The organism is Photobacterium kasasachensis (genome assembly GCF_050336885.1).
In the GTDB taxonomy this organism is placed as follows: Bacteria; Pseudomonadota; Gammaproteobacteria; order Enterobacterales; family Vibrionaceae; genus Photobacterium; species Photobacterium kasasachensis.
Window position 1 is genome coordinate 67,639 of sequence record NZ_JAKJSH010000026.1, and the last position, 12,295, is coordinate 79,933.

The 12,295-nt window shown below is 52.2% G+C and carries 14 protein-coding genes and 1 rRNA gene; 9 read left to right on the forward strand and 6 right to left on the reverse strand.

The features are described 5' to 3' along the window. Positions 1-28 precede the first annotated feature (28 nt). From rsmB to def, 3 genes are all read right to left on the reverse strand, one after another. Positions 29-1,318: a 16S rRNA (cytosine(967)-C(5))-methyltransferase RsmB gene (gene rsmB / locus L4D19_RS26415; protein WP_428454901.1), complete on the reverse strand. Its 1,290-nt coding sequence runs from the start codon at positions 1,316-1,318 to the stop codon at positions 29-31. Between the two features lie 116 nt (positions 1,319-1,434). Continuing rightward, the gene (gene fmt, locus L4D19_RS26420; RefSeq protein ID WP_428454889.1) at positions 1,435-2,379 is read right to left on the reverse strand and encodes a methionyl-tRNA formyltransferase; all 945 of its coding nucleotides are present in this window, start codon (positions 2,377-2,379) and stop codon (positions 1,435-1,437) included. Positions 2,380-2,390: 11 nt separating this feature from the next. Next, positions 2,391-2,903 (reverse strand): peptide deformylase, encoded by a 513-nt coding sequence (def, locus tag L4D19_RS26425; RefSeq protein ID WP_428454890.1) that lies wholly within the window; start codon positions 2,901-2,903, stop codon positions 2,391-2,393. A gap of 334 nt (positions 2,904-3,237) precedes the next feature. On the opposite strand from def, the gene L4D19_RS26430 reads away from it, so the two are divergent. Genes L4D19_RS26430 through L4D19_RS26445 form a run of 4 tightly spaced genes read left to right on the forward strand, consistent with a single transcriptional unit; the run spans position 3,238 to position 6,467 of the window. After that, complete coding sequence (locus tag L4D19_RS26430; RefSeq protein WP_428454891.1) at positions 3,238-4,305, forward strand: LysM peptidoglycan-binding domain-containing protein; 1,068 nt, start codon at positions 3,238-3,240, stop codon at positions 4,303-4,305. After that, positions 4,302-5,399: a DNA-processing protein DprA gene (dprA, locus tag L4D19_RS26435; protein ID WP_428454892.1), complete on the forward strand. Its 1,098-nt coding sequence runs from the start codon at positions 4,302-4,304 to the stop codon at positions 5,397-5,399. The genes L4D19_RS26430 and dprA overlap by 4 nt, the downstream gene beginning before the upstream one ends. A gap of 2 nt (positions 5,400-5,401) precedes the next feature. Continuing rightward, positions 5,402-5,875 (forward strand): DUF494 family protein, encoded by a 474-nt coding sequence (locus L4D19_RS26440; protein ID WP_075761983.1) that lies wholly within the window; start codon positions 5,402-5,404, stop codon positions 5,873-5,875. A 34-nt stretch (positions 5,876-5,909) separates the two neighbouring features. Next, positions 5,910-6,467 (forward strand): DNA topoisomerase family protein, encoded by a 558-nt coding sequence (locus L4D19_RS26445; protein WP_428454893.1) that lies wholly within the window; start codon positions 5,910-5,912, stop codon positions 6,465-6,467. Between the two features lie 66 nt (positions 6,468-6,533). Here the strand turns inward: L4D19_RS26445 and L4D19_RS26450 are convergent, their stop codons facing one another. After that, positions 6,534-7,649 carry a 5-(carboxyamino)imidazole ribonucleotide synthase gene (locus L4D19_RS26450; protein WP_428454894.1) on the reverse strand — a complete coding sequence of 372 codons (1,116 nt, stop codon included), beginning with the start codon at positions 7,647-7,649 and terminating at the stop codon, positions 6,534-6,536. Further along, complete coding sequence (gene purE / locus L4D19_RS26455; RefSeq protein WP_428454895.1) at positions 7,649-8,137, reverse strand: 5-(carboxyamino)imidazole ribonucleotide mutase; 489 nt, start codon at positions 8,135-8,137, stop codon at positions 7,649-7,651. Before purE ends, L4D19_RS26450 begins: the two co-directional genes overlap by 1 nt. 201 nt (positions 8,138-8,338) lie before the next feature. Here purE and tsaC point away from each other — a divergent pair, with 201 nt between their 5' ends. The 4 genes from tsaC to L4D19_RS26475 all read left to right on the forward strand — a co-directional run bounded on the left by tsaC (position 8,339) and on the right by L4D19_RS26475 (position 10,980). Continuing rightward, entirely contained in the window at positions 8,339-8,896 is a 558-nt protein-coding gene (tsaC, locus tag L4D19_RS26460) for an L-threonylcarbamoyladenylate synthase type 1 TsaC (protein WP_489685922.1), read from the forward strand. Between the two features lie 7 nt (positions 8,897-8,903). Further along, positions 8,904-9,809 (forward strand): oxygen-dependent coproporphyrinogen oxidase, encoded by a 906-nt coding sequence (hemF, locus tag L4D19_RS26465; protein WP_428454896.1) that lies wholly within the window; start codon positions 8,904-8,906, stop codon positions 9,807-9,809. A 71-nt stretch (positions 9,810-9,880) separates the two neighbouring features. After that, a complete protein-coding gene (gene aroE, locus L4D19_RS26470) occupies positions 9,881-10,714 on the forward strand; it encodes a shikimate dehydrogenase (RefSeq protein WP_428454897.1) in 834 nt (277 codons plus the stop codon). Between the two features lie 2 nt (positions 10,715-10,716). Next, positions 10,717-10,980, forward strand: a complete 264-nt coding sequence (locus L4D19_RS26475; RefSeq protein ID WP_428454898.1) for a DUF1488 family protein — start codon at positions 10,717-10,719, stop codon at positions 10,978-10,980. 6 nt (positions 10,981-10,986) lie between these two features. Here L4D19_RS26475 and L4D19_RS26480 read toward each other — a convergent pair whose 3' ends face one another. After that, positions 10,987-11,526, reverse strand: a complete 540-nt coding sequence (locus L4D19_RS26480) for a gamma carbonic anhydrase family protein (protein WP_428454899.1) — start codon at positions 11,524-11,526, stop codon at positions 10,987-10,989. A 432-nt stretch (positions 11,527-11,958) separates the two neighbouring features. On the opposite strand from L4D19_RS26480, the gene L4D19_RS26485 reads away from it, so the two are divergent. Further along, a 16S ribosomal RNA gene (locus L4D19_RS26485) occupies positions 11,959-12,295 on the forward strand; the annotation flags it as partial.

Here is a 12,295-nt window from a genome sequence, read left to right on the forward strand (position 1 = left end):
AACCTCTGATTTCGAAGGTCTTAGTTTTTTATATTAGGGCTTTACGTATGACGGCGTAGTAAAAACCGTCCATATCGTGCTCGCCGGGAAGGATCTGGCGACCGGGTTGTGCCGGGTCGCTGTCAATGAGCTCTGCATCACTGGTACGGCCAAGGAAAGCTTTTACCTGCTCGCTGTTTTCCTGCGGAGTAATTGAGCATGTCGCATACACCAAGGTACCGCCAGGCTTGAGCTGCTGCCACATGGCATCGACAATTTCAGCCTGCAGCTGGGCCAGCGCCTCAATATCATCGGCACGGCGCAGCCACTTGATGTCCGGGTGGCGTCGGATCACCCCGGTGGCCGAGCAAGGGGCATCCAGCAAAATGCGGTCGAACTGCTCGCCCTGCCACCACTGCGCCGGGTAGCGGGCATCGGCACACAGAACCTTGGCATCGAGTTTCAGGCGTTGCAGGTTGTCATGGACCCGCTTGAGGCGGTTGTCGTCACAATCGATAGCAACGACCTGAGTCTCAGGCTGGCGCTCCATGATATGGGCCGTTTTGCCGCCGGGGGCCGCGCAGCAGTCTAGGATAAGCTCGCCGGCTTGCGGGGCGAGGTATTCGACAGACAGCTGGGCCGCTGCATCCTGCACCGAAACCCAACCGTCGGCGAACCCAGGCAGTTTGCTGACATCACAAGGACTGTGTAGGCGAAGGGCATCCTGGGCCTCGGGATGGAGGTCGGTGGCAATGCCCTCGGCATCCAAGAGCTTGCGATATTCATCACGGCTGTGGTGGCGGCGGTTGACGCGTAGCCACATTGGCGCCTTGGTGTTGTTGGCGTCAATGACTGATTCGAACTGTGTCGGGTAGCTTTGCTTTAGCAGTTTTAACAGCCAGCCTGGGTGGCCGTATTTGCCGGCATCATGGCTGAGTGATTGCTCATCAAGGCTGTCTTGCTGGCGCTGGTAGTTGCGAAGGACAGCATTGATCAAACCGCGAAGCTGAGGCTTTTTCAGGTTCTTGGTGGCATTGACGGTTTCGGCCACGGCGGCATGGGCCGGAATACGCATGTAACCGAGCTGGTACAGGCCGACAAGGATCAGGTGATGGAAAACCCGTTGCTTGCCTTTGAGAGGTTTGTCCATCAGCTGGTTGGTGACAGATTCCAGGCGAGGAAGCCAGCGCAGTACGCCATAACAGATTTCCTGTAACAGGGCATGGTCACGTTCTCTGATATCTTGCTGGGCAGCAGGCAGAGCGTTAGAAAGGGATTGGCCCTGATCAACAACCTGATAGACCACCTTGGCTGCAGCGGCTCTTACATTCATTCGTATTTCCTGAAGTTGTTTCCGTCGACATACCGCGATGCTTCACCGGGTATGTCTGCGGCAGAATAGTTTCGATTCCGTTGGCGGAAAAGAAAAGCCAGTGCAAGCACTGGCTTGGGTTATTACAGTACGGTACCGGGCTCGAACCAGTCACGGCGCGAGTTGAGTAAATCTTGCACCTTCATGGCTTTTTTGCCCGGAGGTTGCAGCTCGACCAGACGCAGTGCGCCCTCCCCCGTCGCAACCAGGATGCCTTGCTTGTCGGCACTGAGGATGGTGCCCGGTGCTTTGTCCTGGTTGTCGGTTTCAACTTCGGCTCGCCACACTTTGACATTTTGCTCGGCAACCGCAAAGTAGCTCATCGGCCAAGGATTAAAGGCACGGATACAGCGCTCAATAGCAGCTGCGTCCATCGACCAGTCGATTTTGGCCTCTTCTTTGCTGAGCTTCTTGGCGTAGTTGGCCAGCTCATCATTTTGCTTTTCGGGTACGGCGGTACCTGCCGCGATATCGGCCAGACAGTCAACCAGTGCATCTGGTCCCAGCTCAGCCAGTTTTTCATACATGGTGGCGCTGGTATCGTTGGCTTCGATTGGCAGTGACGCAATCTTCAACATATCACCGGTATCAAGACCGATATCCATCTGCATGATGGTTACGCCAGTTTCGGCATCACCCGCCCAAATTGAGCGTTGGATCGGGGCGGCACCACGCCAGCGCGGCAAGATTGAACCGTGAACATTGATACAACCCAGCTTCGGGGTATCCAGTATCGCTTGTGGTAGCAATAGACCGTAAGCTACAACGACCATGATGTCAGCGTTGAGATCAGCAAGTGCTTGCTTTGCTTCGTCTGACTTGAAGTTTTCTGGTTGGTGAACTGGAATATCGTGCTCAAGCGCCAGATTTTTCACTGGGCTTGCTGTGAGTTTCTTACCACGCCCCGCTGGGCGGTCTGGTGTGCTGTACACCGCAATAACATCATGCTGTGAAGACAACAACGCCGCCAGGTGACGGGCGGCGAAGTCTGGGGTACCAGCAAATACAATACGTAACGGTTTGCTCAAGGTAACCTCGATTATTGGTTCTTTTCGTTGAAACGCTTAATTTTCTCTAGCTTTTGCTTGATGCGCTGACGCTTCAGAGGCGACAGGTAGTCAACAAACAGTTTGCCGGCTAGGTGATCCAGCTCGTGCTGAACGCAGATAGCGAGTAAATCATCAGCGTCGAAAGTGAATTCTTTACCGTCGCGGTCAAGGGCTTTGACGGATACTTCCGCGGCACGCGGCACAAGTGCTCGTGCACCCGGAACAGACAGGCAGCCTTCTTCAATCCCGTCTTCACCGCGCTTTTCGGTGATCTCAGGATTGATCAGTACCATTGGCTGATTGCGCTCTTCAGAGATATCGATCACGACGATACGCTGATGGATATCAACCTGAGTCGCTGCCAGGCCTATGCCTTCTTCGTCGTACATGGTTTCCAGCATGTCATCGACAATTTTTTGGGTCTCAGGTGTTACTGCTTCCACCGGTTTGGCAACGGTGCGTAGGCGCTCATCAGGGAATGTTAATACTTGCAATACAGACATAGGTACTCGTAAAAATAGACAGTGCTGAAAACTAACGTAGCTTATTTGCTCTAATTCTAGTCATTTTAAAGCGCAAATAATAGCACCTGACGGGATTAGATGATGCGAGTCTTGCTGATTGGCAACGAATGTTTGCACTCTTGAGCTTTCATCTTTCCGCAAAACTGTCTGCCGGGAGCACAATCACGCGTGCCCGGGTGTAAAGCGAGGCCGTTGGCAGTGAAGTGCGCCGAAAAACAGTGCCATTGCTGCTGGCAGCCGTAGACACCAGTTGTCAGAGGTGCCACTTTTTAATGGGTAGTGATTATAAGTGTATGTTTCGGGAGGATAATGCGTGAGGCTGTTTGTGTTGCTCTGGGGGCTAATCCTGCCGGTGTCGAGCTGGGCCAATGCTTCTCAGCCAGAGGTAATAGCCAGCGCGCCGTCGGAATATACCGTCAAAGAAGGCGATACCTTATGGGATATCTCTGCCCGTTTCCTCGCCAACCCGTGGCTGTGGCCCAAGCTATGGCAGGCCAATTCCTATATTGATAATCCGCATTTGATTTATCCCGGAGATCAGCTGCGTCTAGTCTGGCGCAATGGCCAGCCGCAACTGCTGAAGAAAAAGTTGGTCAAGCTCTCGCCGAGTATCCGGATCAAACGATCGCCGATCACGACCTTGCAGGCGTCGGTGTTACTGCCCTATCTGGCCGAACACCGGCTGTTGACCTCGGGCGATGTCGAGCGCTTGCCGAGAGTGTTGGGAGACAGCGAGGAAAAGAGTTATATGTCACCCGGCGATACAATATGGGTTGATTCGGTGTTGGAACCTGGTGAGTGGTGGGTGTATCGACCCGGAAAGGTATTTACCCGGCAGCTATCACAGGGAGAGGATATCGATCCGGTCAGGGGGCTGAAAGAAATTGCCAAGGTAACTGTCGTTGGAACAACAGAGGAGCTCAGCCAGGTCCGTCTCGAGTCATTTCGCCAGGAACTCCGTCAAAATGATGTGTTGCTGCCAGCTTCTTTGTCCGGCACGCAAGGCTCGCTCAGTTTTGCCCCCTCCGAGCCGCCATGGGATATCCGGGCGATGCTGTTAGGCCACTTCGACAACCAGAGCTATATTGCCGTCTCGGATGTTGTCGTGATCGATCGCGGTCACCTGGATAACGTCTCGGCGGGCCATGTTTTCCGTCTGTATCGGTCCGGCGCTGTGGTGGAAGGTGACAAAGGCGGGTATCAGTACAAAAGCAGTCGTTATATCAGCAATCAGTATCCATTGAGCAAGATCGGGCTTGGGGAGGTCATGGTGATCCGGCCGTATGAGCACTTTAGCCTGGCAGTAGTCATGAAGGCGACTGAACCTTTTGTGCCAACGGTACTGGCCTTACCGCCGCCTGCTACCGATGCGCTGCTATGATGAATGATCTCGAGAGTTGGCTAACCCTAGCTGCAGTGCCGTATCTGGGTGGGAATCGTATTAGTCAGCTATTGCAACATGCAACGCCGCAGCAGTTTTGCCGGATGTCAGCCGAACAGCTCCAGGCTGTCGGACTCAAGCCTAAGCAGGTATCCAGTTTGCTCCGGCCGCAGTACCAGCGTATTGAACGTTGTCTGGAGTGGGCCGAATGCGACCGGCATACCATCTTGACGCTGGACTCGCCCGGTTATCCGCCATTGTTGAGAGAAATAGCGTCAGCCCCTCCCCTATTATTTGTTCGTGGTGAACCTCACTGGCTGCACGAACCCCAGGTAGCCGTGATTGGCAGTCGTTCAGCCAGTATTGATGGTCGTGAATCGGCCTATGAATTTGCTGCATCGCTGGTCGCCGCAAATTATGTTGTCACCAGCGGTCTGGCGCTTGGCGTCGATGGGCAGGCGCACTACGGAGCATTAAAAAATGGTGGGGCGACAGTTGCCGTGTTGGGCTCGGGACTTGAACAGATTTACCCTGCCCGCCACCGGGAGTTAGCAGGCAAAATTATCGAGCAAGGCGCCTTGGTGTCGGAGTTCTGGCCGGATGAAAAACCGCGCCCGCAAAATTTTCCCCGGCGCAATCGAGTGATCAGCGGGTTGTCCGTTGGCGTATTAGTGATAGAGGCTGCCGAAAGAAGCGGTTCATTAATCACAGCGCGTTACGCACTGGAGCAAGGGCGGGAAGTTTTTGCCCTTCCCGGGTCGATTCATTCACCGGGAAGCCGAGGATGTAATGCATTAATTAAATCTGGTGCTAAATTGGTAGAAAGCCCGGTCGATATTTTTGAAGAGGTTGGTACGCTGACGGAGTGTGTGAAAAATAACCAGTTAGACTCATCGTTACCGCAACCTGAAAATGAGGAATTGCCATTTTCATCGGTGTTGGCTAACGTAGGCAATGAAGCAACACCCGTAGATGTAGTTGCTGAACGCTGTAAACAACCCGTACATGAAGTTATGATGCAATTGTTGGAATTAGAATTGCAAGGTGTTGTCACTACAGTGCCCGGTGGCTATATCAGAACGAGGAGGGGCTAGTTATGATGGATATCCTTATGTACCTGTTTGAAACCTATATCCACAGCGATGTGGAGTTGCTGGTTGATCAGGACGAACTTTCAGACGAACTTCTGCGTGCAGGCTTTCATCAGGACGATATCTATAAAGCTCTGACATGGTTAGAGAAGCTGGCTGCATTGCAAGACACCGAGAACACCCCTTACATGAATAACAGTGCTGTCACTTCTATTCGTGTATACACCGCCCAGGAGATGGCTCGGCTGGATATTACCTGCCGCGGCTTCCTTACTTATCTTGAGCAGATCCATGTACTGAGTGGCGATACCCGTGAGATGGTTATTGACCGTGTGATGGAACTGGAAACCTCTGAGTTTGCCCTAGATGATCTGAAGTGGATTATTTTGATGGTGCTGTTTAATGCGCCTGGCAATGAAAGTGCCTATAGTCAGATGGAAGAGCTGTTATACGGTGCGGAAGACGGGTATATCCACTAATTGACTCCTCTCTGGCTGGCGAATAAAGAGTTGTATGACTGGTAAAATTAACGATCAATTGTTTTCAGCTCATGAGCATGCTTTGGAGCAGGATCAGAGCTGTCCCCTGTGTGGGGCGGAGCTGGTTATCCGCAATAGCAAACGCGGTCCTTTTCTCGGGTGTTCTGGTTATCCCGAGTGCGACTACATCAAGTCGCTGAACCACAATGACGGTCATGTGGTGAAATACTTGGGCAAACCCTGCCCGGATTGCGGTGACGAATTGCTGCTTCGCCAGGGGCGATATGGCATGTTCATTGGCTGTGCGGGATATCCGGACTGTCAGCATATCGAATCGCCTGAGAAAAAGGCTGAGGATACCAAGCTGACTTGCCCGCTATGTGGCAAGGGGCACCTTATGGAGCGCAAATCTCGCTACGGAAAACTGTTTTATGCCTGTGATCAATACCCGGGCTGCCGCTTTGCAGTGAATAACAAGCCGGTTGCCGGTCAATGCCAGGCTTGTGGATTTGGCTTGCTGATTGAGAAGAAACTGGCGAGTGGTGTGAAGTACCAGTGTGCCGACAGAAAGTGTCATGCCTATCAAGATTGAGAAACGGTTATTGATATAAAAAGCCAGCTGATGCTGGCTTTTTTAGTATTGGGGTGTACCGGCTGCCTAATAGCGAACAGCAGGAAAAGCGACGGGATCTAATTGATCGGCGAGAGTTTCCAATGTGGTTTTCAGATCTGCCGTGGAGCTGGCGCAGACATTGATGTGGCCCATTTTTCGTCCGGGACGTTTTTCTTTGCCGTACCAGTGAATATGGCATTGCGGCAGATCCATGACCGTATCCGGCAGCGTGTCTTCACCAAGGATATTGACCATCGCTGTTGGGCGCAGCAGGCTTGTATCGCCTAGCGGCATGTCGCATACGGCTCTGAGGTGGTTCTCGAACTGGCAGGTTTCGGCGCCTTGTTGGGTCCAGTGTCCGGAGTTGTGGACCCTGGGAGCAATTTCATTGACCAGTAGCTTGCCGCCCACATCAAAGAACTCAATGGCCAGTACCCCGATGTAGTCGAGCGACTCGGCCAGTGCCCGGAACATGGTTTCAGCCTGGGCTTGCAGCTCGCGGTTTCCTTCTTGTGCAACCGACAGGCTGAGAACACCGTTACTGTGAATATTTTCTGTCAGTGGATAGATGGCGATCTCGCCGTTCTTGCCACGGGCACCGATCAGCGAGACTTCGCGGTCAAACGAGACGAATTCTTCGGCCACAATCGCCTGATCAGGGGTTTCTTCGAGGAAGTTGCTTATCTCTTGCCAGACAGGCTCAACATCATCCTGGGATTTTAGGCGCCACTGCCCTTTCCCGTCATATCCGCCCAGGGCACTTTTTAGCACCATAGGAAGTCCGACCGTGTCGATGGCACACTCTAGATCGTCACGGGTGTTGACGAGTTGGTACTTTGCATTGGCAACGCCAGCGCGATCAAGCAGGTGTTTTTCCAGACGGCGGTCACCGCCAGCCTTGATGGCCTCGGTGGTCGGTCGAAATTTTCCGCTGGCAGCACAGGCGTCAAGAATATCGTGCGGGATATGCTCAAACTCTGCGGTAATGACATTGGCATAGGTGATGGCGGTATCCAGCCCCTTCATCATCAACTGCTGGGTCAGCGGATGGACCACATGGCCGCTGGTGACATCATAGGCGAAGACTTCGATATTTAACGGAGCCCCGGCCAGTGCCATCATACGTGCCAGTTGTCCGGCTCCAAGTACCAAAACCTTCATTATGCATCCTCTGCTGGATTGGGATTGTCCAACACCGTGTCGGTTTGTTCTTTGCGGAACGCATCAACGGCGGCCATCACTGTGGCATCCTGGGTGCCAATGATTTGCGCGGCTAACAGGCCGGCATTCGCCGCACCGGCATCACCAATCGCCAGGGTACCGACTGCAACGCCTTTTGGCATCTGGACGATAGAAAGTAGTGAGTCCATCCCTTTGAGTGCACGGGACTGAACAGGCACCCCCAGTACCGGTACGCTAGTGAAAGCTGCTGTCATGCCGGGAAGGTGTGCAGCACCGCCGGCACCGGCAATAATGACCTTGATCCCGCGATCGTGGGCAGTTTCGGCATATTCGGCAAGTAGATGTGGAGTACGGTGAGCAGAAACCACTTTGGTTTCATAAGGCACGTTGAAGCGATCTAGCATTTCAGCTGCATGCTGCATGGTTGGCCAGTCAGACTTGGAGCCCATGATAATCCCAACTTTCATCCCTATCTCCTTTGGGTTGCATAATATGAAGGCGTGAATACTTTTGCGCGCATTATACGGTGATTTTTTCAGAAGGAAAACGTTTGCGTCAGTGATTTTGTCTCATTATGTTACGAGCATGGAGTTGCGAGGTTGGAGTGGGTAAAATAGGTAAACAGATGGTTAAATCTGGCGTCAGCTGGGATCAATAATGAGGATAATGTGGAAAATTTAGCGCAAGTAGTTGCTGCCCTTCAGCAAGGTGAGGTTGTTGCCTACCCTACCGAGGCGGTTTTTGGTGTAGGGTGCGACCCCGATAATGAGCAAGCGGTACAGAAGCTTCTGGCACTGAAACAACGCCCGGTCGAAAAAGGGCTGATCTTGATTGCTGCCGACTATGAGCAGTTGAAGTCTTATGTTGATGATAGCCAGCTAACTGCCGAGCAAATGCAGCGGATTCAATCCTCCTGGCCGGGGCCGGTTACCTGGGTGATGCCCACCAAGGCCGGAGTACCGAGTTTTCTTACCGGCCAGTTTTCTACCATAGCCGTTCGGGTGACCGATCATCCGCTGGTGCAGCAGTTATGTCGCCAGTTTGGTAAGCCGCTGACCTCAACCAGTGCTAACCTGACAGGACAGGAGCCGGGACGCAGCGCAGAAGAAGTAAAAGAAAAGTTAGGCCAGTATTTACCGGCTATTTTACAAGGGGAGACAGGAGGACGACAAAATCCTTCTGAGATCCGTGACGCCCAGACAGGGGAAGTTTTCCGCCAAGGATAAAAACAATATGCAAGATGTCAGCAAACAAGCGGTAAAGGCGTTTCTGTTAGATCTGCAGGACCGTATTTGTCAGGCTGTAGAACAGCAAGACGGTGCGGCTGTTTTCGAACAGGATCAGTGGGAGCGAAAGGAAGGCGGCGGTGGTCGCAGCCGGGTATTGCGCCAGGGGCAGGTGTTTGAGCAGGCCGGCGTCAACTTCTCTCATGTGTTCGGTACCAAAATGCCGGCATCGGCTACGGCCCACAGGCCGGAACTGGCGGGGCGTAGCTTTGAGGCAATGGGGGTATCTCTGGTTATCCATTCTAATAACCCTTATGTGCCAACCTCGCATGCCAATGTCCGTTTCTTTATCGCCGAAAAGGAAGGTGAAGCCCCGGTGTGGTGGTTTGGCGGTGGCTTTGATTTAACCCCGTTCTACCCTTTCGAAGAAGACTGCCAGCACTGGCACGATACTGCAAAAGCCTTGTGCGCCCCTTATGGCGAGGATGTGTATCAGCAGCATAAAGAATGGTGTGATAGATACTTCTTCCTGCCTCACCGTAATGAAACCCGCGGTGTTGGCGGATTGTTCTTTGATGATCTCAACCAATGGGGGTTTGAAAAGTGCTTTAGCTATATGCAGGCAGTCGGCAACGGCTATATTGATGCGTATCTGCCGATAGTTGAAAAGCGCCACCCTACCCCGTTTGGTGAGCGAGAGCGTAATTTTCAACTTTATCGCCGTGGGCGTTATGTCGAATTTAATCTGGTGTATGACCGCGGTACCTTGTTTGGCCTGCAAAGTGGTGGCCGGACAGAGTCTATCTTGATGTCCATGCCGCCGCTGGCCCGCTGGGAGTATTGCTACGAACCAGAGCCGGGAACGCCTGAGGCAGAGTTGTATCAACATTACCTCAAACCGCGAGAGTGGTAACTGGATACGAAACGTTTGAGCTTGTGATATAGCAATGATAGGGTCGATTTATCGACCCTGTTTTATTTGGAATGCATAGCCACATGGATAAGTACGTTGTTTTCGGCAATCCGATTGCCCAGAGTAAATCCCCCTATATTCATACTTTGTTTGCTCGCCAGACCGCTCAGGTCATGACGTATACCGCACAGCTTGCACCTGTTGATGGTTTTAAGGCTGCTGCTGATGACTTCTTTGCTTCAGGTGGCCGCGGCTGCAACATTACTGCTCCCTTTAAAGAAGATGCCTATCAGTATGCTTCTCAACTGACGGAGCGGGCTAAATTGGCGGGCGCTGTGAATACGTTGAAGAAACTGGATGATGGTGTGATTCTGGGCGATAACACCGATGGTGAAGGCTTAGTGCAGGATCTGCTGCAAAACCAAGTAGAGCTGGCCGGTAAACGCATTCTGTTAATCGGGGCTGGTGGTGCTGCTCGTGGGGTGATTTTGCCTATCCTGGCGCAACAGCCCGAACAGCTGGTCGTGACAAACCGGACATTGGCCAAAGCCGAGCAGTTGGCCGAGCTGTTTTCAGGTTATGGCAATATCGATGCCGTGGCACTGGAAGCGCTGGAAGAACCAAACTTTGATGTGATCATCAATTCAACCTCCGCGGGACTTAGCGGCCAGCTTCCCGGTATTTCCGAGGCGCTGATTAAGCCAGCTGTCACTTGTTATGACATGGTATATGGCCCGAAGCTGACAGCTTTTAACCAGTGGGCCCGAGATCTGGGCGCCGGCAAGACATTAGATGGCTTGGGTATGCTGGTTGGCCAGGCGGCTGAGAGCTTTATGCTGTGGCGGGGGATCCGCCCGGGAGCCAAGCAGGTGAAAAATGAGTTACGCCGAGCAATGCAGGAATAAACATGAATCAAGATATATTATTTGCTGATATCCAGTTGTGGGACAGCGAAAAACAAGCGGTTAACTTTCCGGCCCAGCAGGCAGGGGCGTTAATTACTTGTTGGGTAAGTCTTTCCTGGCTTCAGAAAAAAGCGGCGCAACCGCTGGTCGAAGAAGCCGATATCCTTCGTGTCTTTGCTGCCAACCGCTTTGACTTGGAAGAGTTGGCAGAGACGATGATCGAAGATGAAGAGTTCAATCAAGGTGGGGATATCGAGATTGACTAATCTTGACTATTGCTCGGCAAGATATTCGTTTTTCAGCCGGACATAGTTGTCGGCGGAAGCTGGCAAGAAAGCCCGTTCCTTATCACTGAGGGGACGGGCTTGTTTGACTGGGCTGCCGACATACAAATAACCGCTAGCCAGGCACTTCCCTGGCGGCACTAAACTTCCCGCTCCGATGATGACATCATCCTCTATAACAGCGCCATCGAGTAAAATTGCGCCCATGCCGACTAATACCCGGTTCCCGACCTGACAACCATGCAACATGGCCTTGTGACCGATTGTCACATCATCGCCTATAATTAACGGGTGGCCATTTGGGGTCTCCGCTGATTTACGAGTAACGTGCAACACCGAGCCATCTTGTACATTGGTACGGGCACCAATGCGGATGTGGTTTACATCGCCGCGCGCGGCAACCAAAGGCCAAATGCTGGCGTCATCCTCTAATAGAATATCGCCGATTAACACTGCTGAGTCGTCAACGTACACATTATTAGCACGTGTCGGGTAAATTCCCTTATAGGGGCGTAATGAAGATGGCATGACAGTGACCTTTTCTTATTTATATAGATGAGAATAGCGAAGCCCTGGTGTGATTTGCATCAAAAAGTGCGTGATTGTTCGATAATTGCGCGCTTAAGCTAAAATGACAGATTTATTTCAAAAAGCCCCTTGCCAACGTGATCGAAGTCTCTATAATGCGACCTCACTGACACGGAGCAAGGCGCTGAGCCAGCAACGATAAGTCAGTCTGTTCTTTAACAATTTGACCATGCAATCTGTGTGGGCACTCGTGAAATGATTAGTCAAACCTTTTGTCTTCACTTTTTAAAAGTGAAAGCAAATTTGGCATCAATGAACTGAGTGACCAATACAAAATAGCTTATGTTATTTTGGCACAGTCAATTCGAGTTCTCGTTACTAGCTTCTAGTGATGGAAACTCAATCAGTATTCATTGAGCCGACCAAAATCTTAAATTGAAGAGTTTGATCATGGCTCAGATTGAACGCTGGCGGCAGGCCTAACACATGCAAGTCGAGCGGCAGCGACATAAACAATCCTTCGGGTGCGTTTGTGGGCGGCGAGCGGCGGACGGGTGAGTAATGCCTGGGAATATGCCCTGATGTGGGGGATAACCATTGGAAACGATGGCTAATACCGCATAATCTCTTCGGAGCAAAGAGGGGGACCTTCGGGCCTCTCGCGTCAGGATTAGCCCAGGTGGGATTAGCTAGTTGGTGGGGTAACGGCTCACCAAGGCGACGATCCCTAGCTGGTCTGAGAGGATGATCAGCCACACTGGAACTGAGA